This is a genomic window from Leptospira yanagawae serovar Saopaulo str. Sao Paulo = ATCC 700523 (assembly GCF_000332475.2).
Taxonomy (GTDB): domain Bacteria; phylum Spirochaetota; class Leptospiria; order Leptospirales; family Leptospiraceae; genus Leptospira_A; species Leptospira_A yanagawae.
Window position 1 is genome coordinate 238,589 of sequence record NZ_AOGX02000008.1, and the last position, 24,623, is coordinate 263,211.

The window sequence follows — 24,623 nt, forward strand, 5'->3', positions numbered from 1 at the left end:
CTTGTATGAAACGAATTTTTTACCTTCTTTTCTCCGTTTTTCTATTCTTCCAATTATTCCCAGTACCACGCGAGAATCCACCTGTCACGGCAGAGATCGATGCTCCAAATGAAGTCAAAACGATTTTAAAACGAAGTTGTTATGATTGCCATTCCAATGAAACGGTTTGGCCTCTTTATTCCTATATCTTTCCCATTTCTTATTTGGTGACAAACCATGTGACCGAAGGAAGGGAAGAGTTAAACTTTTCCGATTTTGGAAGTTTGGCAGAAAGAAAACAAAGAAAAAAAATTTATGAAGTTTGGGAACAAGTGGATGAAGGAGAAATGCCTCCTAAAGATTACCAACTTTTGCATCCAAGTTCCCAATTGTCCGAGGTGGACAAAGAAGTTTTGAAAAACTGGGCAAATCAGTTCAGTGAGGAATCGGAATGAAAGAAAAAAAATTATGGGGTGGTCGTTTTGATGCGGCACCTTCTTCCCTTATGATTCGGATTGGGGAATCAATCAGTTTTGATAAAGAATTGTATGCGCATGATATTGAAGGATCAATTTCTCACTCCCGCATGTTAAAACGGATCGGGATTCTTTCAGAATCAGAACAACGTAAAATTGAAACAGGTCTCATTCAAATCAAAAAGGAAATCGATTCTGGTAAATTTGAATTCAAAATTGAAAACGAAGACATCCATATGTCGATTGAGTCTCGCCTAACAGAGCTTCTTGGAGATTTGGGGAAAAAACTCCACACCGGACGAAGCCGAAATGACCAAGTGTCTCAAGATGTAAGACTTTACATTAAGGCCGAGATCCATTCTATTTTAGTTTTACTATTTGATTTGCTAACGGTTTGGGTGAAAAAAGCAGATTCCCACACAAAAACCATCATCCCAGGTTACACACATTTACAAATTGCCCAACCCATTCGTGCATCTCATTATTTTTTGTCCCATTTTTGGGCCAATGTCCGTGACTTTGAAGATTTTTTTTCAGCATACGAAAGGGCTAATGAACTCGTGTTAGGTTCTGGTGCCCTTGCTGGAGTCAATTACCAAACAGATCGTGAGTTTTTAAGAAAGGATTTGGGTTTAAGTCGGCTATCTGAAAATTCAATAGATGCAGTAAGCCAAAGGGATCATATTTTTAAATTTTTATTTGTTTCCTCCCAATTTATGGTTCATATTTCCAGGTTTTGTGAAGAAATCATTTTGTACACTTCACAAGAATTTAGTTATTTTAAATTGCCAGACCACCTAACAACCGGTTCTTCCATTATGCCTCAGAAAAAAAATCCAGATGTGGCAGAACTCATTCGGGGCAAAGCAGGGCGTGTGATAGGAAATCTCACTCACCTGTTAGTGATGTTAAAAGGAACACCACTTTCCTATAACAGGGACTTCCAAGAAGATAAAATCCCTCTCTTTGATACAGTGAAACAAATCAAAATTTGTACGGAAGGGATCCGCGATATGGTAGAGGGGATTCAAATTTTTCCAGAAAATGCAACGAGGAGTTTGCGGAATGGTTTTTCCACAGCCACAGACCTTGCAGATTGGCTTGTGAGTGCCAAAGGAATTCCTTTCCGATCCGCGCATGAAATTGTGGGGGAACTTGTAAAACATTGTACACTAAAAAGTTATGATCTTTTTACGATCCCAAGTGGGGAACGTGGACAAATCCATGCCGTTCTAACTGACCCAGGTTATGAAGCTGCGATTTCACTCGAAACTTCTTGTGATAAAAAAGATGTGTATGGGGGAACTGCACTTTCTCGCCAAAAGGAACAAATCAAAAAAGCGAAAACCAAGTTAAACGAATTGACCAAAAAATTAAAATCTCTAGAATCCAAAGGTAAAAAATAAATATGAAACGAGTCACATACCAATCAATCAAACATCTTGCCATCAGTTTGATTCTTTTTAGCCAAACTGCTTTTTGTAGTGACCAAACCTTTAAAAAAATCACCTACGAGCCAACAACCTATGCACCATCCAAGGTATTGGTAAAACGGGCCGACCAAACGTCTGTTAAACTCCCTGAAAAACCAGCAATTTATGCAGTCATCCAAACCACCCAAGGGGATCTTGTCCTCGAACTCTATGACCAAGCAGCTCCAAAAACGGTTCAAAACTTTATTGATCTTGCCCAAGGCGAAAAGGACTTTCGATCAGAAAAAGGTTCCGAAAGACGGCCGTTTTACGATGGTTTAAAATTCCATCGGGTGATCGAAAATTTTATGGCCCAAGGTGGTTGCCCAAGAGGGGATGGAACTGGTGGACCTGGCTTTCAATTTGAAGATGAAATCAACGGCAAAGCACTTGGTTTGGATAAACGTAAAATCAAAGATGCACCCGAATACCAATCCCAATTGCAAAGGGCTGTTTTATCTGAATTTAATATCAAATCGCGACAAGAATTCGAAGAAAAAAGAACGGAAGTAGAGAAAGCCTACCAAGAAGCGATGGAACTTCCCGTTCTTGAAGTGCTTTACCGAGTTGGTTATCGATTCAATGAAGTTTTACCAAGTAAAAAAGCAACACGTGGAGCCCTGGCCATGGCAAATGCAGGACCCAATACAAATGGTTCCCAGTTTTTCATCAACCAAGTGGATACCCCTCATCTCGACGGACTTCACACAGTGTTTGGTTTTTTGATCACTGGTTATGATGTACTTGACCGAATCATTGAAAAGGGTAATTTACAGACAACGATCCGTAAGGTTCTCGTCATCGATAAACGATAATGAACTACTTAGAAGGCATAGAAGTCATACAAAAATATACATCAGGTTCTTCCGTAGAACCTGTGTTAAAGTTTATTATGACAGTTCCACATAATGAAGAAGCCTTTGCCAATGCCTTGGATGAAATTGGTGGGATCAATCGTTATCCCGATACCTTTGTGGGGCTCTTGAGTTTCATCAGTTTCATTTTGGGGCAAAAATCGAAAATGAACCATTTGTATGAGACCGCTCTCGATCGGTATGAAACACTCAACCAAATCACATCCAAAAAAAGACCCACCGAAGAAGAGGCAAAAATCAAGAGGACCCTCACCGATTTCATTTTAAAAATCGAAAAGGTTTTTGAAATCCAAGACCTTACAGATGAAAGTTTGGTAAAGGAACTCAACCGGTTTGTCTCGGAAGCAAACCTCTACGGGGTGACAGACAACGAAATCAAAAACTTAAAGTTGGCGTCCAAAACAGTAGCCCTTGTGGAACCCCATTTAGACAAACAAAGGGAAAACTATTACCAATACAAAAAACTAAGTTCCGTGATGACACGCCTCATCCGAATCGCTGATTACATCCTAGCCGAAGCAAAACTCGGAGCAGGTTGACCGCCAGGTTATCTAAGTTTCAAATTCCTCTAAATTTTCTTTCGGAAATTTGTCTCTTTGCCGAAATTGAATAGTGAATGCGCTCCCTCCAAACCTACATTCTACTGGGAATCTTAGTTTCTAAGACCCTTTTGGCGTTTCCCGATAGAGACGCTAGGGGGGAACGGGTTGATAATTTTGTCGCTCTCCAATCCAAAATCATCCTCAATTTGACCAAACGCAGTTATGAAGCTGGGGAAAGGATACCTCTCACTTTCACCGTAACCAATACTGGAAAAGAAGTGGTTCGAATTTTCCCATCCTTTGATTTTCGTTATTCCTTTCAAATCATTGTCAAAGACGAAAATGATCGGATCCTCACGCCTATCGAAGATCCTGATTTTCCAGATCCTATTTTAAAACGACGCACTACAATCGTCAATTTGGTAGGCGATGAAAATAAAGAAATTAGCTTACACCGAAATGAATCCTTTTCAAAAACGATTTACTTAGATGAGTATTATCAGTTTTTACCTGATCAAAAATTTTATATTACCGGCTACTTTTATCCTAATTATACAGAAGACAAATCTGCTTTTTTAAGATCTCAAAATACAGTTGGATTTTTATTTCAAAATTCGAAACAAGTCCGAAAGGATTCCGTTTCTCGCCAAATCTCGGAAAATGGAGGTCTCTCTCCAGAGGAGATTATCTTTTTATTCCTTGGGGCTGAAATGAAAAAAAGATGGGAATACCATTTTAAATGGATCGATTTTTCGGAATATATCTTAGCTTATGATCGTTATAGCAGTGCCTATGCGGAAGCGAATGTAGGTGAGAGAGAAACCATCATTGAAGATTTCAAAGAGTATTTGACGGAGTCGCCGTCTGGTGCTTTAAAATACTTTAAGGTGATGAGTGTGGACTATCCATCCAAACGGGATGCTAGGGTCCAGGTTTATGTAGAAAGAATGATGGGTCGGTTCAAAACAAGGTACGAATATATATACACCTTGCGACAAGAAGAAGGAAGCCGTGTTGGATTTTGGCAAATTAAAAACTTACTCGTAAAGGTAAAAAAATGACGGAAATCCTTTCCCAAGACGAAATTGATGCCCTGCTAAATGCCATCTCCTCGGGAGAAGTTTCGGAGGATGAATACTCGTCCGTTGGGGAACAAAAGAAAGTCAAAATTTACGACTTCAAACGGCCAGATAAATTTTCAAAAGACCAAATCCGCACACTCCAAATGATGCATGAAACATTTGCTCGTTTGGCAACCACTGGCCTTTCGGCACAGCTGCGAGCCCTTGTTGTGGTGCACGTGGCTTCCGTTGACCAGTTGACTTATGAAGAGTTCATCCGATCCATTCCGAATCCCACCACTCTTGCCGTGATCAATATGGACCCTCTCCGTGGGTCTGCGATTTTGGAAATTGACCCTTCTATTTCGTTTACCATCATTGATCGTTTGTTTGGTGGTAAAGGGGAATCTTCCAAGGTGAACCGGGAACTTTCTGATATCGAGTTGTCGGTTATGGAAGGGATTATTGTTAGGATCCTTGGAAACTTACGAGAGTCATGGTCCACTGTAATTGACTTACGTCCTAGGCTTGGAAACATCGAAACAAACCCTCAGTTTGCGCAAGTAGTGCCTCCAAATGACATGGTGGTATTAATTACCCTTGAAACAAAGGTAGGGGAAGTGGAGGGGATGACAAACCTTTGTATCCCTTACATCACCATTGAACCTATCATCAATAAACTTTCTGCCCAGTATTGGTATTCCTTGATTCGAAAAGGTGAAGTGGATGAAAACAGAGCCGTCATCCAAGAACGTCTCGACCAAGTGAAAATCCCTCTTATCTCGGAAGTGGGAAGTGTGGACATCTCGTTGAATGATCTTATGAATTTACATGTTGGGGATGTGATCAAATTGGAGAACACTCCAATTAAAACCGATCTAATGGTAAAAGTTGGGGATCGTAGTAAGTTTAAGGCCACACCAGGTCGTGTGGGTAACCGCCTTGCCATCCAAATTGGAGATAGCATTGAGGACATTCCGGATGAACTCCTTGGCTCCACTCGATCAGAACAAGAATATTAATTTTTTCGCTAAACAAGGTTTATGCGAATGGAAACTTCCAGTTTTCGTTTTAAGTTTTTTTTTACTGGTATTTGCGTTTCATTCGATTGAAGGTAAATCGAAAATCCCTGTGAAAAAAAAATCTCACAGCCAGAAGTCCAAAGTTCGGCAGATGATTGTTTTGTCAGTAGATGGGTTCCCTGCTCATTACATATCTGATCCGAAATACCATGTTTACTTTCCAAAATTAGCCAATCTCTTTCAAACGTATGGAGTGTCTGAGATCAAAACAGTGAATCCATCTGTCACGTATCCCGCACATACTTCGATGGTAACTGGATTGGATCCGGCAGAACATGGAATTTATAACAATACCTTATCTGACCCATTTGAAAAAAATGATGGGGGATGGATGTGGTATGCAGAAGATATCAGTGTGCCTACACTTTGGGATTTGGCAAAAAAAAATCACAAAACCACTGCTAACGTATTTTGGCCTGTCACTGTGGGGGCAGATATCGATTGGAACCTTCCCCAATACTGGCGAAAAAAAATCCCAGAAGACGATAAACTGCTCCGAGTGTTATCTTCGAAAGGATTACACAAAGAAGCGGAACTAGCGGTGGGAACTCCCTTAAACGATGTCACAAAGGACGAAGTGAAATTAAAAACTGCCACTTGGTTATTCCAAAAGAAAAAACCGGATCTTATGTTTGTTTACACAACCGATTTGGATTCCAACCACCACGGGTATGGACCTGGATCGGAAAAAGCCCTCAGTCGACTTTTAGAACTAGACCTTGCCATTTCTCAGTTTCTAACTTCCGTTGGGGCATTTTCCCCAAATGGTCCCGCTATCCTCATTGTTTCGGATCACGGATTTGCTTCCGCAGAGGTTGTTTGTTCCCCCAATGTGGTATTAAAAAACAAAGGATTCATCAATGAGGAGACAAGAACCTACCAATTGACATTTAAATCTGCAGGTGGTACAACGATTCTTTTACCAGCTGCCAATGTTCGCATTGGCAATGAAAGCATCCAATCCATTGTATCGGAAATTGAAACCCAATGTCCTGGAGCAGAGTGGCTACCAGCAAACAATGACAATGCGCTTTCGTCTCAAATCCATCCTACAACCCTAGGTCTCTTTCGGACAAAACAACCAATGTTTTTTAGTGGGACCAGAAAAGGAGAGGTGTTTTCCAAATCTCCAACGAAAATCCATGGCCATGGGTATTGGAATGAAAACCCTGAGATGAAAACAATTGGATTTGTGTATGACCCGACGGGAAACAAACATAAGTTTGAATCGGTAAAAGATGTATTTGGTATCGTAAAATCAATCTTAGGTCTGAAAGGGAAAAAAGAAACAGGGTCTCGTTTACCTACGAAACCCTGATTTGCCTTGGATAGGATTCGGCTTATCCGAGAGTCTCTTATTTTTTTAAAAGACTAAGAATTGCTTCGCCCACAGCCTTTGCTGACTGCGGATTTTGTCCTGTTACAATCCGTTCGTCTACTTCCACGTGAGAGTTCCAAGGTGCTGATTTGAAATACTTTCCACCAGCCGCAATCAATTTGTCTTCCAAAAGAAAAGGAACCACACCTTCTAGTTTGACAATCTTTTCTTCTTCATTCGAAAATCCATTCACTCGTTTTCCGGCAATGAGTTTGGCACCATTGGACAAAGTGACGTTGATGAGTGCCGAAGGTCCATGGCAAACGGCTCCTACAATCCCACCAGATTCATAAATGGTTCGGGTAAGGTTTTGGAGTTCTTCATTGTTGGGAAAGTCCCACATCGTACCATGTCCACCGGCAAAGTAAATCGCAGAGTATTCACTCGCTTGGATTTGTTTTGGAGTCTTGGTGTGGATTCGTTTTTCCTTGTACACAGGGTGGTTCCAAAATTCTTTGTTGGCACTGTCTTCCAAATCAAATCCATCAACAGGGGGTTCTCCACCTTTGGGACTGACCAAGTCCATTTCCACACCTGCATCATGTAAGACCTTCCATGGGTGGGCTACTTCACCCAAATGGTAACCGGTGGAACCAGCATTCCCTTTTTCTCCATGGCTTGTTAATACAATTAATACTTTTTTCATTCGATCCTCGTTTTGACTGCAGATTCATCATCTTGCGATAGGAAAATTGTTTTCCTATCGGTTTTTTAGACAAGGATTCCACGCCATTAGAATAATGATGGTGTTAATACAAAGACATTAAAATATTAATACCAAAATGAATCCGATTGAATTGTACCAAAGTTTTTATTGTATCTATCGGGAGAGGAATTTAACCAAGGCAGGTAAAATCCTTGGTTTGTCCCAACCGGCGCTCAGTTTGCACCTACAGTCTTTGGAGAGGCATAGAAAGGAGGTATTGTTTCGTCGAACTTCACGAGATTTGGTCCCAACCGAAGCCGCCAAACGATTGTATGTCCAATTGGCTGGACCGATGGAAGAATTACAAAAAATAGAAGGGCAATTAAAACCAAAAGAGTTGATCCGAAAGCTCAAAGTAGGTTCTGCAAGGGAGTTCTTTTTAGAAACTATTTTGCCTAATCTCTCCAAATCCGGAGAAGGATTTCAAGTTCAGTATGGTCATCCTCCTGATCTTTTGGATGCATTGGAAAAAAAGGAAATTGATATTGTGATCAGTAACCAAAAGTTAAATGTTCCTGGTATTCTATTGGAAGAATTATATAAGGAAAAATTTGTTTTTGTTACATCGAAATCCGTAAGTTTGCAGGGAGATTTTCCATTTCGCGGGCAAACAAAACCCAAAATCGAAGTGATCCAAACATGGATGGAAAACCAACATTGGTTTGTCTACAGTGAGGATTTTGCTATTGTTCGCAGGTTATGGAAAGTGAACTTTGATTCTCGACCAAAGTTAAAAGAATATTCTGTTTTACCGAACCTTCACGATATCAGAACCGCCTTGGAATTTGGCAGAGGTGTTTCTGTATTACCAACGTATTTGCTTGGAAAAAAATCAATATGGAATGCGAATGAAAAACACTGCCATGGTTTTGAGAACCAAATCTACCTTGTTAGCCGAATAGAAGATGTCGATTTTTTAGAAGAAAAATTGCAAACATTTAGCAAATGGATGAACCGTTAATCCTAGGATCAGTGTTTTTTCCAATGGATGCATTCCCCTGGGCATTCATCCATTTCCTTTTGCACCCTTTTTGTATCTTCCTCTGGAATCATAGCATCATTGATCGAGGTACCATCAAGATGGGTTTGGGACAAATCATCTTCATCCATCATAAAGTATTTTGGTAAATTATCAGCGCATTGGTTGCAAGAAGTACAATTGTCTTTATCTACATAAGCCTTTCTCATGTCTGTTTTCCTTCTGTGAGTTTATAATATAAGATGATGGTGACAAAAAATAAAGTGACTACATTGGCGAGGATGATCGGAAAATCTGATTTTAAGATCCCATAAACGAACCACAAGACCACACCCAGAAAGAACAGAAGGTACATATTCCGGCTGATGTCTCTAGTTTGTTTTGTCATTACCACACGTAGGACTTGGGGTAAAAAAGAAACAGTGGTTAAAAAAGCTGCCACATACCCAATTAAGTTTTCCATTTAGGCTTTGTACTCTCGTTTCACAACAGTTTTTACTCCACCACGCACATTGTAATCACCAATCACTTTGGCATAGATGGGATCCACCGCTTTTACAAAATCCTCTAGGATCTTATTGACTACGTTTTCGTGGAAAATCCCAACGTTGCGGTAAGCCATCATGTATTCCTTGAGGGACTTTAATTCGACACATTTGTCTCTCGGGATGTATTCAATGTAAATGGTTCCAAAGTCTGGTAGGCCCGTTTTTGGGCAAACCGCTGTGAATTCAGGGATGGTGAACTCGATATTGTATTCTTTGCCAGAATAGACATTCGCAAACCATTCAATGGGAGGTGTCGACCAGGACGGGATATGGTCTTGTTTGTCCTCGTAAGAAGATTCTGATTTTTTTTCCGACATTTGTTTACCCCGACATTAACAAAAATATTTTGGAACCATCCCATGAAAAGTGATAAAAAAATCGCAGTCATTGATTTCGGTGGCCAATACGCACACCTGATCGCTTCCCGGATTCGTCGGTTAGGAGCTTATACAGAAATCCTTTCGAACGAAGAACCACTGTCTCTTTATGAATCCTATGCAGGGATCATCTTATCTGGTGGGCCTAGTAGTGTGTATGAATCAGGAGCCCCTCTCTTACCAAATGGATTTTTTGAAATCGCTGTTCCCATCCTCGGGATTTGTTACGGGCACCAACTCATGATGAAAACATTAGGTGGAGAAGTGGTTTCCGCCAATACCAAAGAATATGGGCCTGCCATCCTTGAAATTCAAAATCCCAACTCACCCTTATCACAGACACTTTCTTTGAAAACAAAGGTTTGGATGAGCCATGGAGATGAAGTGGTTCGTTTGCCAAGTGACTTCCAAGTCATTGCAAAGTCGGATCATTGTCGTTATGCGTTCGTTTCCCATCCCTCAAAAAAACTATTTGGAATCCAATTCCACCCAGAAGTGACTCATTCCGAAGAGGGAGAAATTTTACTTAGAAACTTTGTTGAGTTATGCGGGGCATCCAGTTCTTGGAGTATCTCGCAATTCCTAGAAGAGCAGATCCAAACCTTACAAAAAAAAGTACCAGAAGGGAAAAATGTATTTTTACTTGTATCGGGAGGAGTGGACTCCTCTGTTGCTTACTTACTCCTCGCGAAAGCACTTGGAAAAGACCGAGTGAAAGGTTTACTCGTTGATACAGGGTTTATGCGTAAAAATGAAGTAAAAGACCTGATGGACAACTTACACCATGTGGGTTTTGACCTCACCATTTGGGATGAAAGTGAAGTTTTTTACAAACACTTACAAAATGAATTTGAACCAGAGAAAAAAAGAAGGATTGTCGGAGACTTGTTTTTGGAAGCGCAAGGTAAGGCTACTACGTCTCTAGGACTAGACGCCGAACATTGGTTACTTGGTCAAGGAACCATTTACCCAGATACAATTGAGTCTGGTGGAACCAAACATTCCCACAAAATCAAAACCCATCACAACCGAGTGCCTCAAATCGAGGCATTAATCCGCGAAGGAAAAATTGTCGAACCAATTGCTGATTTGTATAAGGATGAAGTACGAGATTTAGGAAGGAAGTTAGGACTTCCTGAACGATGGATTGAACGCCATCCTTTCCCAGGTCCTGGGCTTGTTGTACGAATGATTGCAAGTCCGAAAACGAATCCTCCAAAAATTGATTTTAGCATTTGGAAGGAAAAATTACCAAAAGCGGAAATCCAAATGTTACCCATCCTATCGGTGGGTGTGCAAGGAGACCAAAGGAGTTATGCCCATTGTGCTGTTTTGAATGATTTTACTTCCGATTGGAAGGAATTAGATGAATTGTCTGTAGAGATTACCAATACTCGTAAAGAAATCAACCGAGTGGTACTTGCACCTGGGATTCCACATTTTGAAAAGGAATTCTTTTATACAAAGTTAACCTTAGATAAAGCCCATGCGGATATCTTAAGGGAAGCAGACGCGATTGTGAATCAGATACTCTATGACGAATTGATCCATAACGAAATTTGGCAGATGCCAGTTGTCCTTGTTCCTGTGGGTTTACGTGAAAATTCTTATGGTGTGGTACTGAGACCTGTGGAATCAACGGAAGCAATGACGGCTAATTTCTACCAAATGAACCGTTCGATTTTAGCAAAGATCACAAAAGAACTTTTGGACCTCCCACAAATTTCTCTTGTGATGTATGACCTAACTCACAAACCCCCTGGCACCATCGAATGGGAATAGGGGATTTTCCTTTAAAAGGTCAAAACAAAAAACTGAAATTGCCTACTTCCGTTTAAGGGAGTAGGATCCACAAGAGTGCCATTCCACCCATTGTGATTTCGGGAAGGCGTTTTGCAAAAAATCCTTTGTTTTCCTCTTCTGCTTTTGTTTGTTCTTTGTCGGCTGTAGTACTCGCATCGGCAGTGTTTGATCCTTCCGTTTTTTCCTTCGAGGTAAATAAACCAGAAAAGAATCCAGGTTTTTCTGCTTCTTTTGGCGTTTCCCATTGGATTGGAAGTGGTGTTACTTCCACAGCATTTTTCTTAAACGCTTGTTTGGTGCCATCACTTGATTCAACCAAAACGTAATTGGCGGTAGGAGAGGAAGTTTTGACGTTTTCCAATACTTCCTTTGTGGCTTTGACTTTTACGGTGTCTGCAAGTAAGGAATGGAACGAAAATGATAAAATTGTTACAAAAACAAATCTTTGGAGCATCATAATTGCACTGCACTTTGGAAAAATAAAGCAAGCAATTTCATTTTTGGAAGAAATGTTACAAACCGATGAAAAGTGAATTCAGTTTCCATTTGACACCAAGCCTTCCTATTTTAGCCTATCCAAAGTCACGATTGGCGTCGTGGCCAAGTGGTAAGGCATGGCTCTGCAAAAGCTTGACCGCCGGTTCGAATCCGGCCGACGCCTAGTCTTACAACATACGCCTGGATGGTGGAACTGGTAGACACACAGGACTTAAAATCCTGTGGGAGTAATCCCGTGCGGGTTCGATTCCCGCTCCAGGTATGAATCGAACGATTGCGAGTCAAAAAAAACGTAGCGACCCATAGAGAGCGTGAAGCGTTTTTTCCGAAGGCAGGAAGCCTGAGGTGACGAGCAAGACGGGCTGAGATCGAAAGGCCAGGATGGCCGAAGATCGAAGCGATTCCCGCGGACGCTCTTTTTCAAACCAAACGCAAATCAACATCTCTTTTCTTTTGACCCCGCGGACGCTCTATTTCAAACCAAACGCAAACCATCAGTGCTTCACTTCTTGCCTCACATTGCTTTCCTCATCCATTCAATCGCAATTGCCTCGAATCTGTATTCTAGGTAAGTGAGGTGTTTCCGATTTCCAAGTGTACAAAAATCCAAAATCGATAAATTCAGGTGTTGGACTTTCCCATTCACGGGGGTCCACTTCAATCAGATGGTCTTTCTCTTTGAGCGGGAGGGTGAACCTTTGTACTACCGATTCTGCTTGCACACGGTATTCTTTGTCTTGGTCAAAACTTTCTCGTTTGCGAATCTCAATCGTAATCGATTGGGGCAATTGGGAACGATACTCTTCGTCCCAAAGGATTGCCAGTCGGATTGGATTTTGTCTTGGTTTTGCATTGCTCTTAAAATTCATTTCTTTATCCAAACAACCTGAAAGTTTAAAATACAATTCCTTTGTGGAAACCGATAGTGGGATAGGCGTTTTGGCATTGATAGACATTTGCGAATCAGGGCTTGGAAAATTGTCCTTCGTCCTTGTCCTATGAAGGCTTAAGTCTCTGTTTTCCGTGCGACTCCAAAGGTAGGTAGTTGTAAGACTCAAACTGATCCAAAAAATGAGTATCCCAAAGCTAATGGGTACAATTCGAAACTGATTGGTCCCAAAACCATCCTTCCTAAAGAAACCTATCAGATTTTGAGACAATAAAGATAAATCCAATTTTCCTTTCGGCATTATAGCCAAAAGACCCATAAAAGGAAGTAAAACTTCGTCGTCTAACAGATAACATTGGAAACTACCGGCTATGAGGATCACAAAAATTCCAAGGTAAAATGAGAAATGGCGTTTGACCCCATCTAGATTTCTTGTAATGGACCATAAAAATCCAATTGAGAAAAAGAATGCCACGACCCCACCCAAAAGCACTCCATGTAAAAAATCAAAATGTGCATGGGATTTGGGAGTGATCGACAAATCATAATACAATTCGGGAATGGAATCGACAATCGGTATGGCAAAATCGATAAAAGATGATTCGTAATTCCCGGAACCGATCCCAAGTCCAAAATGTTCTTTTAGGATGGAAAAATTCATTTTGTGGATCCAGATCCTTTGGTTCTCTAACGAACGTTTAGCGAAAACATCATCAATCGCTCTTTGGAATATCCAATTGGTGTGATAAAAGAGAATCAATATGGATAAAATGAAAAAAAATCCAACGAGGATCCAAGGGATGAATCTTTTAAAGGATGTTTTCCATTTGTGAATGAGAAGAATCATTCCTAATATAAATCCGATCCAAATGGACCTACTTTGGTTTAAAAATAATAATACCAAACCCAAACCAGAAAGGATCAAATTTCCAACTAAGAGAAGAAAATGTTTTCTGAAACCCACCTTCCTTTGTAATAGTCGAAACGTTGTTGCAAAGATAGAAGGTAAATAAACTGCCAAAAGACCGCCATAAGTGAGGTGGGTACTTTGGAAACCAATTGGTAGGTAAAAAGAAATCCCATGGTACTCGGTGAGAAGATGGGGGAGCCTTTTTCCTTCCACATAACGAAACCCATCCATCACAAAAGGAGCCAAACGGTAATGTGTTACTAAGGATACCACTCCAGAAAGGATGAGAAACATACCACCTAAGATCACATAAAACTTCAGTTTCTTTTTCTCTGGATTGTTTAGGTAGTTTTGGTGCAGTAATAAAAACCCCATCCAAATATCACCAAATTCTGATTTAACGATATTCTGCTTCCAGTGAAAGCTTTCATAATGGAAAAGAGGTGAGAGTAAAAAACTCAGATACAATCCCACCCAAAAAATGAGTGCCAAAGGAAAACTTGGAAATTTTCTTTTTTGGATCTGGTCTAGGAATAAAAAGAATAGGGAGAGGCCACCAGAGATTTGGCTAAGACTGATGGAAAAAGGTGAGACAACAAAAAAAACCGCAAGAAAAACAAAGGAAAACGTATGAAATGTTTCTTTCCCAATCATATTTGGTTCCAAGAATAGGTTTTAACTCCTATGGATGGCAAGAGAAAAAGAAAATTGTCGGTGGCCATCATCACCTTCAATGAAGAGAAAAATATTGGGGATTGTATCCGATCGGTAGAATCCATTGCAGATGAAATCATCGTCCTAGACTCTTTGAGTACAGACCGAACAAAAGAAATTGCTACATCCTTTTCCAAGGTTCGTTTTTTTGAAGCGCCATTCCCTGGCCATGTTGAACAAAAAAACAAAGCCATCTCGTTTTGCCAAAATGATTGGATCCTTTCTCTAGATGCCGATGAAAGAGCAAACGATGTATTGCAACAATCCATCTCTACCTTTTTGGAAGCAGAAGAAGTCAAATGTGATGGGTATAAAATTGCAAGACTCACGTTTCATTTAGGTCGTTGGATTCGTTTTAGCGGTTGGTATCCCCAACGGCGTTTCAGGTTGTTCAAAAAAGAAAATGCAAGTTGGATCGGTGAAAACCCACATGACTTCATTGAACTAAAATCGGGATCCATTGGAAAAGTGATGAGAGGTGATATTTTGCATTATAGCTTTAGTGACTTCAGCCACCAAATCACTACCATCAATCAATTTTCTAGTATTGTTGCGTACACTCGTTATGCGAAAGGCGAAAGGTTTTCTTTATTTAAAACGATAGTGAAACCATTTGGAAAATTTTTGGAGATCTATTTATTTAAATTTGGGTTTTTGGATGGAATCCCTGGACTTTGGATTGCCTTAGCTTCTTCATTTTCTACTTATCTAAAATATGCAAAACTTTATGAATTAGACAACTTAAAATTGGAAAGACCTTCCAATATCAGAAAAGACTATGGCAAAAAATAAATCCCAGTCGAAACCAGGTTTTATAAAAAAACTGATTTCTTTTTTCTCCAAGGGCCAAAACAACAAAGAGTTGGATCCATCGAAAAGGAAAAAAGAACCCAAATCCTTTGCCATGGAATGGGCGACCGCTTCAGAAAACTGGAAAAAAAAACTCCCCACCAAACAAATCTCATCTGGTGTTGTGATTGAAACAAAAAAGTTTCGTTTGACGAAAACAAACGAAAAACTCTTTCGCATCGAAGGAGAAGATTTTGCAATCATTCTTGTCACGGATAACCATTTGTATAAAAACAAAGATGGCAAATGGGCAGGAGTTTTGTTTGTGGATGAAGGATTGTTAAATCAAAATCTAAACAAAGAAATTCGAAATTTAGATGATTTTTTAGACTTACAAGCCATACCGAGATCCGATTTATTTTTAGAAACAGACTCTCCCAAGGAAGACTGGAGGATTGTCCTCGGTTGGGAACGATTTTGGCAAGAACAACTTTTATTACAAATCTCTCCCAATTCTATGGCACTTGTGATGCTTGCGATTGGCGAAGAGTGCAAAGAGTTTTTTATCAAAGTGGCAACGGAAAGACAAAAACGACTCGTCCGAGATGAATTATTTTATCTGAATTTAGGCAATCAAAATGATACCAATCCTCATTCCAAAACCAAAAATCTTTATGGTTTTGGGAACGCCATAAAAGAATTTGGAAATAAGATCAATTTAATACGAGAAAGAAGAGAAAAGGAAATAGAACATGGAGCATAGTCAATTAATTCAGTCCCATATCGAAGAATCCATTCGAGTGAAGGAACAACTTCTACTAACTCTTCTTCCAAACATTTCACAGGCAGGAAAGATCCTGGTTACATCACTGAAAGCAGATGGAATTTTATACTTTGCTGGGAATGGAGGATCAAGTTGTGATGCTTCACACATTGCGGCAGAACTTGTCATTCGTTATAAATCAGGAAATGAAAGGAAAGCCATTCCTGCGATCGCATTGAACAGTGACCAGGCGGTTCTCACTGCATGTTCCAATGATTATGGATATGAATATTTATTCCAAAGGCAACTCGAAGCCTTTGGCAAACCCAAAGATGTGTTTGTGGGTCTTACCACATCGGGGAATTCCAAAAATATCATTTTGGCAGTAGAAGAGGCCAAAAAAAATGGAATGAAGGTAGTATTACTGCTTGGTGGCGACGGTGGCAAATTAAAAGGGAAAGCCGATGTGGAGATCATTGTCCCATCGAATGTCACAGCAAGGATACAAGAATCCCATATCCTCATTGGACATATACTCTGCAGTATCATCGAAAAGGATTTATTTGGCCTTGACTGAGGTGCCCATCATCCAAATTCGAAACGCCACCTTACAAACATTAAATGGTCGTTTCATATGGAAAAACATCAACTTAGAAATTCAAAAAGGCAACATTCATGGGATTATCGGTGAATCAGGTTCGGGAAAGTCTACTTTTGCCATGGCCTGTTTTGGAATTTTACCGGAAGGTACCAAGTTAACTTACGATACATTTTCCATACTTGGTTTGGATGTGCTTTCGCACATTGATCAGGCAAAAGAAAAACTTTTTTTAGTCCCACAAAACCCGAACCTAGCGTTCCATCCATACCGAACCATTGAAAGCCAAATCCTAGATTTTATCAGATTGTCAGGTTTAGGAGACTTTTCTTTGGATCGAATTTTTTCTTACTTCGACCAACTCTATATCCCGAGGGGGCATTGGAAACAATATGCGAGGAATCTTTCAGGAGGAGAAAAACAAAGGATCCTTCTCATCCTAGCCTTCCTTCGCCACCCGGAAATATTGATTCTGGATGAACCAACAACGGGTTTGGATGCATTTTCCGAAAAAATTGTCTTGGAAACGGTAGTAAACCTATCAAAATCAGGAATGACCGTTGTTTTTATTACCCATGAACTTCGGATCGTCGCAAGTCTTGCATCCCAAGTTACGATAATGAAAGAAGGGGAAGTTGTTGAATCACTTCCAATTTCAAACCAACAATTGGAGCCAAATTCAGAATATGGAAAACAACTTAAGGAAGCCTCGATTTTATTTTCCTAATTGGATTTTCCTTTTTGTACCCTTTTTTTGGTTTCCTTTATTTGCCGAAAATCAGATCACTCTCCGCTCCATTGACTTACAATCCTATCCAGAAGTGAAAGTCCGAATTCATTTCGATGGCAGAAATGAAGCAAATGATTTTACGCTATCGGAACAACTGTCCGAGACAGCTAGGCTGACTGATCATTTGTATTGGAGTCGGCATCCCGAAAAAAATCCTGTGTATTTGTATTTGTCTATTCCCAGTTATACAAATGCAGAAGACAGGCGTTGGTTACTCACTCTTGCAAGCCAGCTCGTCAAAATTTCGGAACAAAGTGGTGGGCAAACAAAACTCCATATCCAATCAGACAATTCCTTCCATATCTTCGACCGAATCCGATCACAAGTTTTAGATGTTTCCTTTCCATATCCGAAGGAACCAGCTCCACAATTTCCGATCCGCAATTGGGAACGATTGGTGGAGTCGATTCCAGCGATCAGTTCAAATGAAGACCATATTGTATTTTTAGTCAGTTTTTCAAAGGAATGGCCAGATCGTTTTGAGATCCCTGAATTTGCCAAACGGATCCGAGAGAAAAATTTAAAACTCATAGTTCTTTCACCTAACTCACTTGAAGCGAATAAATTGGTAAGTTATGCGAAAGGAAATTATTACTCCATTTCAAAACAGGAAAGTATTGAATCTTTATTCCGGGACATAAAAGAAACCACAAATCCTGATTGGATTTTGACATATGTTTCTCCTTGGAAATTGTCACTCTGGAAAGAGAATGTAGTCATTGGAACAGTCAGTTCTGCGAACACTGGTATCAATTTTGAGTTCCAATACGAAATTACACCATTCCAAACCATTTACCGAACCGTTTCCGATCCCATGGTTTTTTTTCCTGTGAGTTTATTTCTCATCTTACTTTGTTTGGCGGCTTTGTATTACCTTCGTGGGTATGAAAGGACCCAAACGAATCGTACGGCAAACCTTCCCGTGGAACCAGTTTCCCTAGTAGAGACATTTGAACGAAAGGATGAACTTGCCGTTTACGACCGAATGTATGGTGAAACCTTAGAGAAAGCTGCAAAAGACAGAGAAATCGCCCTTCTAACGAAAGAAAAGGAAAGTTTACCAGGAACTTCCTATACCTATGCAGTCCTGCAAGTTTGTGAAGGGAACCAATTGTATGAACCAGTCCCACTCCAATGGAACGAAATGACCATCGGTAATTTTGAATCCAATCACATTGTCCTCCATGATCCAAGCGTTTCCGGTCTTCACGCAAAGATAAAAAATCGAAAAGGGAAGTATATATTGTTTGATTGTGTCTCGGAGGCAGGTGTATACTTAAACGGCCGAAAATTATTACGTCCGAAAGTGTTACACCATTTGGACGAAATCCAAATAGGGAAAACCATCCTAACATTTCGAGGGAGATACTAAGATGTTACAACGAAAGAATCAATTCAAGGTTGGAAGTTTCCTATTGGGATTTACGATTCTTGTTTCCTTTTGTTCGGGACAAACTTCCAATAATGATACGGCAACTTCATTATTTTTAGCAAAGGAAACGGGAGAAAATGGGTGTACGGTGGCAGGCCTCGGTTCCCAACTGAAGGCGGGTTACACGGGGATCACAACAAGTTCGCAATCTGTTTCATTTTTACTTGCTGGTGATACCTATTATGCTGTCCTACAAATCAAAGGCGCTCAAATTGGCACACGTGTCGTACTTTCACGTTATGCGAAAGTAGCTGTTTATACCTCCACAAGTTGCCCATTGGAATTAAATATTGCTCCTCTTGCCAAAGAAGGAACTGAATATACAAAAACTGATTCGCCCCAGACGATCATTAGTTTTACAAAATCCGGAAGTTATCTTTTGTATCTGTACCAAAAGGAAAGTGGAACAACAAATCCACTCTCTGTTCTTACCGATGGAACCGCGGTGCAAACTGTATCTGATTCGGACCTTACTGACTTGTTGAATGGTGGTTCAACAAAAACTTTCAAATTTGCGTGTGATGTCGGTGGTGGAGTCTGCCAAAACTACTACGGTTATCTGACAAGTTGCCTATCAGGAACCAAACAGACTTCCAAATGTACAGAAACAGGTGTCGTTGGTTCTTGTAAAGTCACCCAATCCAGTGTTGGTTTCATTATCAGTGTCTATACGGCCCCATTGACCGGTGGAGGTGGAGGAACTGCCGCCACACATTGTTCTGGTATCTCTGGCAGTTATGTAGACGGCTCGACTGTCCAAACTCCATAAGAATCAATCTATTTTTTCAAATTCCCTGGACACAGACCCCCATGTCCGAGTTATGACTGGAAGTGGGGGAGTCTAGTTATGAAAACCATGTTTGAGAAGATTTGGAATGACCATTTGGTTCACGAGGAAGATGGGACCTGTCTCATCTACATTGACCGCCACCTCGTCCACGAAGTGACTAGCCCACAGGCCTTTGAAAGTTTAAAACTAACCAATCGAAAGGTCAGACGTCCAGATGCTACTTTTGCGACCATGGACCATAACGTATCCACAAGGACTAGAGATTGGAAGTCTGTGGATCCTATTTCCGTTTTGCAAATGCAAACGTTAATGGACAATTGCAAAGAGAACGGAATTACATTATTTGATATCAACCACCCTGACAATGGAATCGTCCATGTTGTGGCACCAGAACTTGGTCTCACGCACCCTGGCATGACGATCGTTTGTGGTGACTCTCACACGGCAACCCATGGTGCCTTTGGAGCCCTTGCCTTTGGAATTGGAACATCTGAAGTGGAACATGTGCTCGCCACACAAACCCTTGTCCAAAAGAAACCGAAAACCTTAGAAATCCGAGTGGATGGAAAACTTTCACCTCTTGTTTCTGCAAAAGACATCGTTCTTGCCATCATTGGAAAAATTGGAACTGATGGAGCGACTGGTTACGTCATTGAATTCACAGGAGAAGCGATTCGTTCTCTCAGTATGGAAGGGCGGATGACGATTTGTAATATGGCGATTGAAGCTGGTGCCAGAGCAGGGCTTATCTCTCCGGATGAAACAACAATTAACTACATCAAAGGTCGTGATTATGCACCGAAAGGTGAGGCATTTGAAGTAGCGGCTGCTAAATGGAAATCCTATGCCACTGACCCAGGTGCCAAGTTTGATAAAACAGTCACACTGAACGCCAATGACATTGCACCAATGGTTTCTTGGGGTACATCTCCTGGACAAGTGATTCCAGTGACAGCGACAGTACCTAGTCCCAATGATTTTTCCGATCCAGTACAAAAAAAATCAGCAGAATCGGCACTTGCGTATATGGATTTGAAACCAGGCCAAAAACTTTCCGAAGTAAAAGTAAATAAAGTATTCATTGGATCGTGTACCAATTCAAGGATTGAAGACCTTCGTGTCGTAGCAGAAACCGTAAAAGGGAAAAAAGTCAGTAAAGACGTGGAAGCAATCATAGTGCCAGGTTCAGGCCGAGTGAAACGCCAAGCAGAGAGCGAAGGCCTCGATCAAATTTTTCTAGAAGCTGGTTTCCAATGGAGGAACCCAGGTTGTTCCATGTGCCTTGCCATGAACGATGACGTTTTATCCCCAGGGGATCGTTGTGCCTCCACTTCCAACAGAAATTTTGAAGGAAGGCAAGGGAAAGGGGGAAGGACTCATTTAGTGGGACCTGCCATGGCGGCAGCTGTAGCCGTTGAAGGACATTTTGTAGACATTCGGGAGTGGAAATAAGATGAAAGCATTTACCAAATTAAAAGGGATCGCAGCCCTTCTTGACAAAGCAAACGTAGATACCGACCAAATCATCCCGAAACAATTCCTTCGTAAAATCGAAAGGTCTGGTTTTGGAAAACATTTGTTCCATGATTGGAGGTTCTTAGATGATGCAGGACAAAAACCAAATCCTGATTTCGTTCTCAATGCTCCCAGATACCAAGGTGCCAATATCCTAGTCACTCGAGACAATTTTGGATGTGGTTCTTCCAGAGAACATGCACCATGGGCCTTGGAAGACTACGGCTTTCGGTCGATCTTATCCCCTTCTTTTGCGGATATCTTTTACAATAACTGTTTCAAAAATGGAATGTTACCAATCGTTTTACCAGAATCGCAAATTGAAGAAATTTTCCAGGTGATTGATAAAAAACCGGGAGCCAATTTAGAAATTGATTTGGAAAACCAAGTTGTGGTTACAGAGGAAGGAAAAAAATATCCATTTGAAGTGGATGCTTTCCGTAAACATTGCCTTTTGAATGGTTTAGATGACATCGGACTTACCCTCCAAAAAGCAGATTTTATTCAAAAATTTGAAGAAAAGAACCAAAAAGAAGTTCCCTGGTTGTACAGAAAGAGTGTATAATTAGCCCCATGAAGAAGTTATTTTTGGCTCTCAGTTTTTTGATGTTTGTAACAAGTGTATCTGCTGATGAATTATTGATCCAGGACACCAAACAAGGATTAGGCAAGGAAGCGATCCGTGGAACGACTGTTCTCGTACACTACACAGGGAAATTGACCAATGGAAAGGTTTTTGATTCTTCCTTAGACCGAGGGGAACCGTTTAGTTTTCAATTGGGTCAAGGCCGAGTGATCCAAGGTTGGGAAAGGGGAATTCTTGGTATGAAAGAAGGTGGGAAACGCAAACTCACCATCCCACCTCAGTACGGTTATGGTGCTAGGGAAATGGGTCCCATTCCTGCAAATTCAACACTCATCTTCGACGTAGAATTAATAAAAGTAAAATAAATGATCGATCCAATTTCCAAAGGCATTGATGACTTTGGCAACAGTTTGTTGCAGGCGCTAAATAATGTACAAGGCATCTTTGGAAAGGAACTTTCAGTTGCCAAACCAATCAAAGACAATGTTTTACAATTGATTGGCAACACACCTCTCATTCGATTGAATCGAATTGGCTCTGAGTATTCGGGAGTACAATTTTACTTAAAGGCTGAATTTTTAAATCCAACAGGTTCTGCCAAAGACCGAACCGCCATAGCAATGGTGTTAGACGCTGAAAAACGTGGGAAATTAAAAAAAGGTATGCCTATCATCCTTTTAGGAGCGGGTTCGTCTTCAGTTAGTTTTACTTGGATTGGAAAGGTGAAAGGATACCCTGTGTATTGTTTAGTACCTCTTACCACTCCACCGGAAAGGGTTCAACTTTTGAGAAGTTATGGGGCGGATGTTACCGTAACCAATGCATCTGATCCAATTAAATTAACAGAACTTGCGGATGAAAAAGCAAAGAAGTTAGGTGGTTACCTTCCTGATGAACTGGAAAACCCAGCCAATCCGAATTTCCATTTCAAAACGACTGGACCTGAAATTTGGCGGGACTTACAGGGAAAAGTGGGAGCCGTGATTTCAGCGCCTGGTTCTGGTGGTGCCATCACAGGGATTGGGCGTTACCTCAAGTCACAAGACAGAAGGGTAAAAGTCATCATTGCTGGCAAACAAAACTCACCCTTTATGGAATATGGAAAAACAGACAATCCAAAAGAAAGGGAAAGGATTAAACTTCCAGCAGTCTATGATCCCAAACTCATTGACCATTATTTTCATGTCACAAAAGATGAGGCTTTGCATTTGCAAGCAGATCTTTATGAGAAAGAAGGGATTTTTGCTGGCCTCACTACGGGAACTGTGATTACAGGTGCCTTACGATTTTCAGAAACATTATCTGAATCAGAAAAAAACGAAAGGAACCCATTTAATATCGTGATCCTTTCTCCTGATAGAGATTAGGTTTTTTCGCTAAACAGTTGTTTGATTTCCTCAAGGGAACTCCTAGTAACTGTTTCTCCCAGTTCAATGAATTCTTTACTCCTCCAAAACTCAAACCAATTTGAATTGGGTAAAATAGGGTTTAAATACACATCTGCTTCTTGAGCACTGTACTTTCCAATTCGGTATTGAAGGGAATACAAACTGTTCACGATGATATCGAATACATTCAAATTTAACATTTTATTTGTTTTCATTTCATCTTTGGAACTAGGCATGGAATTGATGGCAATGATCTTTTGGATTCCTTCTTGGGTGAGAGCGGAAACGGGAAGCGGATTCACAATCCCACCATCAACATAGGTTTTTCCATTTTCTTGTGGTTGCGGAACAAAAACTCCAGGGATGGAAATACTTGCCATCACGGCATCGAGTACTTTTCCTTCCGATAAAACAATTTCCTGTCTAGTGGATATATCACAACTGATGAGACGAAGTTTGATGGGAAGGTCTTCAAAGTACAAATCACCTAAATACTTTTCTAAAAGTGTCCTCACATGTTTTCCATGGAGTAAACCTTGGCCCGGAAAGGATAGATCCACCAATTTAAACATTTTAAAAAGGCTATCAATTTCGCCAAGTAAGGGAAGGATTCCTTTGTACCCAAGTCCACTGGCCCAAAAAGCACCAATGATGGCACCAATACTTGTGCCAGCGATCATATCAGGAATGATCCCTTCTTCTTCCATGACCTTCATGATCCCAACTTGGGCAAGACCGAGAGCTGCTCCTCCACCAAGGGCAACACCCATCTCCACTCCCGAAAGTTCCCTTGCTTTACGCCTGATAAAAATTTCCCATTTACCATGGTCTAAAATATCACGTATGTTTGTTTCGTGGTAGAGGATTTCGTTTTCTCTTGAGTCCTTTGTGATGGAGTCACAAAGATTGGAATCTGTGTGTTTTGAAACTAAATTTTCAATATGATCTGCCTCATCAATTAACAAGTGTTTTAACTCATTTTCTGTCTCAGGGAAAACTTCTAAAAAAATAAAGGAATGGCTGGCATAATGTTTGCCTAATGTTTCTTTGATCCTTTCTGCATCTTTGAATTTGTATGACTTCGAATGAGGGGAAGTTCCATTTCCGTTTTGAGAAAAATGTAGGATGACCGATTTTTTTCCGGATTCTAATTCTATTTTTTCAACCAATTCTGTTGCAAAACGATCCTTTATGATGGGGTCGGAATGCACCAAACAAACTACGGAATTTCGAAAGTACTCTTTGCCTCCCAAAAGTTCACTTCGTAATGACTTCGTGAGCATTTTGGAAAAAGTGATCGATAGGTAGGGGATTTTTTGGATTAATTTTTGGAATTCGTTTTGTGAAAGAACTAAGAACCTAGATTCACTTACTGTAACAGCTGTATGGTTGTGTTTTTCTCCTGTTAATAAGGCTTGGATGCCAAAATATTCCCCTTTTTTTAAATATTGGACTTCTTCTTCCCGTTTACCTTCTCCTTTTTTGGGAAGGAAGAGTTTGATGCCTCCGGATAAAATGAGAAACAAACTCCTATCGCCATCACCGGCAGAGAAAAGGATTTCATCTCTTTCTCGTTCTACGATGTGTACAGACTCAGCCACCCATGTTTTTTCTTTTTTAGAAAGACTACGGAAGAGGGGTAAACTTGAAACGAGATGGATTTTGCCTTCAAGATCTTTCATG

At 40.5% G+C, this 24,623-nt stretch carries 26 protein-coding genes and 2 tRNA genes; 21 read left to right on the plus strand and 7 right to left on the minus strand.

What is annotated here, in order from left to right:
* Nucleotides 1-5: 5 nt before the first annotated feature.
* The 7 genes from LEP1GSC202_RS01635 to LEP1GSC202_RS01665 all read left to right on the plus strand — a co-directional run bounded on the left by LEP1GSC202_RS01635 (nucleotide 6) and on the right by LEP1GSC202_RS01665 (nucleotide 6,805).
* Nucleotides 6-434, plus strand: a complete 429-nt coding sequence (locus tag LEP1GSC202_RS01635) for a heme-binding domain-containing protein (protein WP_015675837.1) — start codon at nucleotides 6-8, stop codon at nucleotides 432-434.
* Nucleotides 431-1,861: an argininosuccinate lyase gene (gene argH, locus LEP1GSC202_RS01640; protein ID WP_015675975.1), complete on the plus strand. Its 1,431-nt coding sequence runs from the start codon at nucleotides 431-433 to the stop codon at nucleotides 1,859-1,861. Before LEP1GSC202_RS01635 ends, argH begins: the two co-directional genes overlap by 4 nt.
* 2 nt (nucleotides 1,862-1,863) lie before the next feature.
* Nucleotides 1,864-2,742, plus strand: coding sequence for a peptidylprolyl isomerase (locus LEP1GSC202_RS01645; RefSeq protein WP_015675753.1), 879 nt, complete (start codon nucleotides 1,864-1,866; stop codon nucleotides 2,740-2,742).
* On the plus strand, nucleotides 2,742-3,341 hold the full coding sequence (locus tag LEP1GSC202_RS01650; protein WP_015675905.1) for a hypothetical protein: 600 nt from the start codon (nucleotides 2,742-2,744) through the stop codon (nucleotides 3,339-3,341). Before LEP1GSC202_RS01645 ends, LEP1GSC202_RS01650 begins: the two co-directional genes overlap by 1 nt.
* A 77-nt stretch (nucleotides 3,342-3,418) precedes the next feature.
* Entirely contained in the window at nucleotides 3,419-4,405 is a 987-nt protein-coding gene (locus LEP1GSC202_RS01655; RefSeq protein ID WP_015675947.1) for a hypothetical protein, read from the plus strand.
* On the plus strand, nucleotides 4,402-5,427 hold the full coding sequence (fliM, locus tag LEP1GSC202_RS01660; protein ID WP_015675864.1) for a flagellar motor switch protein FliM: 1,026 nt from the start codon (nucleotides 4,402-4,404) through the stop codon (nucleotides 5,425-5,427). The genes LEP1GSC202_RS01655 and fliM overlap by 4 nt, the downstream gene beginning before the upstream one ends.
* A gap of 109 nt (nucleotides 5,428-5,536) precedes the next feature.
* Nucleotides 5,537-6,805 (plus strand): alkaline phosphatase family protein, encoded by a 1,269-nt coding sequence (locus LEP1GSC202_RS01665; RefSeq protein WP_244147608.1) that lies wholly within the window; start codon nucleotides 5,537-5,539, stop codon nucleotides 6,803-6,805.
* Between the two features lie 37 nt (nucleotides 6,806-6,842).
* Here LEP1GSC202_RS01665 and LEP1GSC202_RS01670 read toward each other — a convergent pair whose 3' ends face one another.
* On the minus strand, nucleotides 6,843-7,511 hold the full coding sequence (locus tag LEP1GSC202_RS01670) for a type 1 glutamine amidotransferase domain-containing protein (RefSeq protein WP_015676011.1): 669 nt from the start codon (nucleotides 7,509-7,511) through the stop codon (nucleotides 6,843-6,845).
* A 136-nt stretch (nucleotides 7,512-7,647) separates the two neighbouring features.
* Here LEP1GSC202_RS01670 and LEP1GSC202_RS01675 point away from each other — a divergent pair, with 136 nt between their 5' ends.
* Nucleotides 7,648-8,532, plus strand: coding sequence for a LysR family transcriptional regulator (locus LEP1GSC202_RS01675; protein ID WP_015675988.1), 885 nt, complete (start codon nucleotides 7,648-7,650; stop codon nucleotides 8,530-8,532).
* Nucleotides 8,533-8,540: 8 nt separating this feature from the next.
* Here LEP1GSC202_RS01675 and LEP1GSC202_RS01680 read toward each other — a convergent pair whose 3' ends face one another.
* The 3 genes from LEP1GSC202_RS01680 to queF are packed head-to-tail and all read right to left on the minus strand — an operon-like array spanning nucleotide 8,541 to nucleotide 9,415.
* The gene (locus LEP1GSC202_RS01680; protein WP_015675838.1) at nucleotides 8,541-8,759 is read right to left on the minus strand and encodes a ferredoxin; all 219 of its coding nucleotides are present in this window, start codon (nucleotides 8,757-8,759) and stop codon (nucleotides 8,541-8,543) included.
* Complete coding sequence (locus tag LEP1GSC202_RS01685) at nucleotides 8,756-9,013, minus strand: SemiSWEET transporter (protein WP_015675924.1); 258 nt, start codon at nucleotides 9,011-9,013, stop codon at nucleotides 8,756-8,758. Before LEP1GSC202_RS01685 ends, LEP1GSC202_RS01680 begins: the two co-directional genes overlap by 4 nt.
* A complete protein-coding gene (gene queF, locus LEP1GSC202_RS01690; RefSeq protein ID WP_015676005.1) occupies nucleotides 9,014-9,415 on the minus strand; it encodes a preQ(1) synthase in 402 nt (133 codons plus the stop codon).
* Between the two features lie 42 nt (nucleotides 9,416-9,457).
* On the opposite strand from queF, the gene guaA reads away from it, so the two are divergent.
* Nucleotides 9,458-11,257: a glutamine-hydrolyzing GMP synthase gene (gene guaA, locus LEP1GSC202_RS01695; protein ID WP_015675799.1), complete on the plus strand. Its 1,800-nt coding sequence runs from the start codon at nucleotides 9,458-9,460 to the stop codon at nucleotides 11,255-11,257.
* A gap of 52 nt (nucleotides 11,258-11,309) precedes the next feature.
* On the opposite strand, the gene LEP1GSC202_RS01700 is transcribed toward guaA, so the two are convergent.
* The gene (locus LEP1GSC202_RS01700) at nucleotides 11,310-11,735 is read right to left on the minus strand and encodes an LIMLP_04285 family protein (protein WP_039927829.1); all 426 of its coding nucleotides are present in this window, start codon (nucleotides 11,733-11,735) and stop codon (nucleotides 11,310-11,312) included.
* Between the two features lie 133 nt (nucleotides 11,736-11,868).
* On the opposite strand from LEP1GSC202_RS01700, the gene LEP1GSC202_RS01705 reads away from it, so the two are divergent.
* Both LEP1GSC202_RS01705 and LEP1GSC202_RS01710 read left to right on the plus strand, forming a co-directional pair.
* Nucleotides 11,869-11,939: transfer RNA gene (locus LEP1GSC202_RS01705), tRNA-Cys, on the plus strand.
* Between the two features lie 15 nt (nucleotides 11,940-11,954).
* Nucleotides 11,955-12,038 (plus strand) — tRNA-Leu (locus tag LEP1GSC202_RS01710).
* Between the two features lie 274 nt (nucleotides 12,039-12,312).
* On the opposite strand, the gene LEP1GSC202_RS01715 is transcribed toward LEP1GSC202_RS01710, so the two are convergent.
* Nucleotides 12,313-14,229 carry an O-antigen ligase family protein gene (locus LEP1GSC202_RS01715; RefSeq protein ID WP_015675999.1) on the minus strand — a complete coding sequence of 639 codons (1,917 nt, stop codon included), beginning with the start codon at nucleotides 14,227-14,229 and terminating at the stop codon, nucleotides 12,313-12,315.
* A gap of 30 nt (nucleotides 14,230-14,259) precedes the next feature.
* Here LEP1GSC202_RS01715 and LEP1GSC202_RS01720 point away from each other — a divergent pair, with 30 nt between their 5' ends.
* The 10 genes from LEP1GSC202_RS01720 (at nucleotide 14,260) to LEP1GSC202_RS01765 (ending at nucleotide 22,919) form a co-directional block, all read left to right on the plus strand.
* The gene (locus tag LEP1GSC202_RS01720; RefSeq protein WP_039927830.1) at nucleotides 14,260-15,081 is read left to right on the plus strand and encodes a glycosyltransferase family 2 protein; all 822 of its coding nucleotides are present in this window, start codon (nucleotides 14,260-14,262) and stop codon (nucleotides 15,079-15,081) included.
* A complete protein-coding gene (locus LEP1GSC202_RS01725) occupies nucleotides 15,068-15,841 on the plus strand; it encodes an LBBP_01157 family protein (RefSeq protein ID WP_015675841.1) in 774 nt (257 codons plus the stop codon). Before LEP1GSC202_RS01720 ends, LEP1GSC202_RS01725 begins: the two co-directional genes overlap by 14 nt.
* On the plus strand, nucleotides 15,831-16,418 hold the full coding sequence (locus tag LEP1GSC202_RS01730; protein ID WP_015675815.1) for a D-sedoheptulose 7-phosphate isomerase: 588 nt from the start codon (nucleotides 15,831-15,833) through the stop codon (nucleotides 16,416-16,418). The genes LEP1GSC202_RS01725 and LEP1GSC202_RS01730 overlap by 11 nt, the downstream gene beginning before the upstream one ends.
* Before the next feature lies 1 nt (nucleotide 16,419).
* Nucleotides 16,420-17,166 (plus strand): ATP-binding cassette domain-containing protein, encoded by a 747-nt coding sequence (locus LEP1GSC202_RS01735; RefSeq protein ID WP_244147614.1) that lies wholly within the window; start codon nucleotides 16,420-16,422, stop codon nucleotides 17,164-17,166.
* Nucleotides 17,126-18,601, plus strand: coding sequence for an FHA domain-containing protein (locus tag LEP1GSC202_RS01740; protein ID WP_015676018.1), 1,476 nt, complete (start codon nucleotides 17,126-17,128; stop codon nucleotides 18,599-18,601). Before LEP1GSC202_RS01735 ends, LEP1GSC202_RS01740 begins: the two co-directional genes overlap by 41 nt.
* Before the next feature lies 1 nt (nucleotide 18,602).
* Nucleotides 18,603-19,430, plus strand: coding sequence for a hypothetical protein (locus LEP1GSC202_RS01745; RefSeq protein WP_015675871.1), 828 nt, complete (start codon nucleotides 18,603-18,605; stop codon nucleotides 19,428-19,430).
* 78 nt (nucleotides 19,431-19,508) lie between these two features.
* Nucleotides 19,509-20,903, plus strand: coding sequence for a 3-isopropylmalate dehydratase large subunit (gene leuC / locus LEP1GSC202_RS01750; protein WP_015675844.1), 1,395 nt, complete (start codon nucleotides 19,509-19,511; stop codon nucleotides 20,901-20,903).
* 1 nt (nucleotide 20,904) lies between these two features.
* A complete protein-coding gene (gene leuD, locus LEP1GSC202_RS01755; protein ID WP_015675827.1) occupies nucleotides 20,905-21,531 on the plus strand; it encodes a 3-isopropylmalate dehydratase small subunit in 627 nt (208 codons plus the stop codon).
* A gap of 8 nt (nucleotides 21,532-21,539) precedes the next feature.
* Nucleotides 21,540-21,917: an FKBP-type peptidyl-prolyl cis-trans isomerase gene (locus LEP1GSC202_RS01760; protein ID WP_039927832.1), complete on the plus strand. Its 378-nt coding sequence runs from the start codon at nucleotides 21,540-21,542 to the stop codon at nucleotides 21,915-21,917.
* Nucleotides 21,918-22,919 (plus strand): PLP-dependent cysteine synthase family protein, encoded by a 1,002-nt coding sequence (locus LEP1GSC202_RS01765; protein ID WP_015675832.1) that lies wholly within the window; start codon nucleotides 21,918-21,920, stop codon nucleotides 22,917-22,919.
* Here LEP1GSC202_RS01765 and LEP1GSC202_RS01770 read toward each other — a convergent pair.
* Nucleotides 22,916-24,622 (minus strand): patatin-like phospholipase family protein, encoded by a 1,707-nt coding sequence (locus tag LEP1GSC202_RS01770; protein ID WP_015675942.1) that lies wholly within the window; start codon nucleotides 24,620-24,622, stop codon nucleotides 22,916-22,918. The two genes, LEP1GSC202_RS01765 and LEP1GSC202_RS01770, sit on opposite strands and share 4 nt — an antisense overlap.
* Nucleotide 24,623 lies beyond the last annotated feature (1 nt).

Excerpts from the sequence above, each read along its gene's own strand:
- LEP1GSC202_RS01635 (WP_015675837.1), top strand. The coding sequence starts at position 6 with ATGAAACGAATTTTTTACCTTCTTTTCTCCGTTTTTCTATTCTTCCAA.
- argH (WP_015675975.1), top strand. The coding sequence starts at position 431 with ATGAAAGAAAAAAAATTATGGGGTGGTCGTTTTGATGCGGCACCTTCT.
- LEP1GSC202_RS01645 (WP_015675753.1), top strand. The coding sequence starts at position 1,864 with ATGAAACGAGTCACATACCAATCAATCAAACATCTTGCCATCAGTTTG.
- LEP1GSC202_RS01650 (WP_015675905.1), top strand. The coding sequence starts at position 2,742 with ATGAACTACTTAGAAGGCATAGAAGTCATACAAAAATATACATCAGGT.
- LEP1GSC202_RS01655 (WP_015675947.1), top strand. The coding sequence starts at position 3,419 with ATGCGCTCCCTCCAAACCTACATTCTACTGGGAATCTTAGTTTCTAAG.
- fliM (WP_015675864.1), top strand. The coding sequence starts at position 4,402 with ATGACGGAAATCCTTTCCCAAGACGAAATTGATGCCCTGCTAAATGCC.
- LEP1GSC202_RS01670 (WP_015676011.1), bottom strand. The coding sequence starts at position 7,511 with ATGAAAAAAGTATTAATTGTATTAACAAGCCATGGAGAAAAAGGGAAT.
- LEP1GSC202_RS01675 (WP_015675988.1), top strand. The coding sequence starts at position 7,648 with ATGAATCCGATTGAATTGTACCAAAGTTTTTATTGTATCTATCGGGAG.
- LEP1GSC202_RS01680 (WP_015675838.1), bottom strand. The coding sequence starts at position 8,759 with ATGAGAAAGGCTTATGTAGATAAAGACAATTGTACTTCTTGCAACCAA.
- LEP1GSC202_RS01685 (WP_015675924.1), bottom strand. The coding sequence starts at position 9,013 with ATGGAAAACTTAATTGGGTATGTGGCAGCTTTTTTAACCACTGTTTCT.
- queF (WP_015676005.1), bottom strand. The coding sequence starts at position 9,415 with ATGTCGGAAAAAAAATCAGAATCTTCTTACGAGGACAAACAAGACCAT.
- guaA (WP_015675799.1), top strand. The coding sequence starts at position 9,458 with ATGAAAAGTGATAAAAAAATCGCAGTCATTGATTTCGGTGGCCAATAC.
- LEP1GSC202_RS01700 (WP_039927829.1), bottom strand. The coding sequence starts at position 11,735 with ATGATGCTCCAAAGATTTGTTTTTGTAACAATTTTATCATTTTCGTTC.
- LEP1GSC202_RS01715 (WP_015675999.1), bottom strand. The coding sequence starts at position 14,229 with ATGATTGGGAAAGAAACATTTCATACGTTTTCCTTTGTTTTTCTTGCG.
- LEP1GSC202_RS01720 (WP_039927830.1), top strand. The coding sequence starts at position 14,260 with ATGGATGGCAAGAGAAAAAGAAAATTGTCGGTGGCCATCATCACCTTC.
- LEP1GSC202_RS01725 (WP_015675841.1), top strand. The coding sequence starts at position 15,068 with ATGGCAAAAAATAAATCCCAGTCGAAACCAGGTTTTATAAAAAAACTG.
- LEP1GSC202_RS01730 (WP_015675815.1), top strand. The coding sequence starts at position 15,831 with ATGGAGCATAGTCAATTAATTCAGTCCCATATCGAAGAATCCATTCGA.
- LEP1GSC202_RS01740 (WP_015676018.1), top strand. The coding sequence starts at position 17,126 with ATGGAAAACAACTTAAGGAAGCCTCGATTTTATTTTCCTAATTGGATT.
- LEP1GSC202_RS01745 (WP_015675871.1), top strand. The coding sequence starts at position 18,603 with ATGTTACAACGAAAGAATCAATTCAAGGTTGGAAGTTTCCTATTGGGA.
- leuC (WP_015675844.1), top strand. The coding sequence starts at position 19,509 with ATGAAAACCATGTTTGAGAAGATTTGGAATGACCATTTGGTTCACGAG.
- leuD (WP_015675827.1), top strand. The coding sequence starts at position 20,905 with ATGAAAGCATTTACCAAATTAAAAGGGATCGCAGCCCTTCTTGACAAA.
- LEP1GSC202_RS01760 (WP_039927832.1), top strand. The coding sequence starts at position 21,540 with ATGAAGAAGTTATTTTTGGCTCTCAGTTTTTTGATGTTTGTAACAAGT.
- LEP1GSC202_RS01765 (WP_015675832.1), top strand. The coding sequence starts at position 21,918 with ATGATCGATCCAATTTCCAAAGGCATTGATGACTTTGGCAACAGTTTG.
- LEP1GSC202_RS01770 (WP_015675942.1), bottom strand. The coding sequence starts at position 24,622 with ATGAAAGATCTTGAAGGCAAAATCCATCTCGTTTCAAGTTTACCCCTC.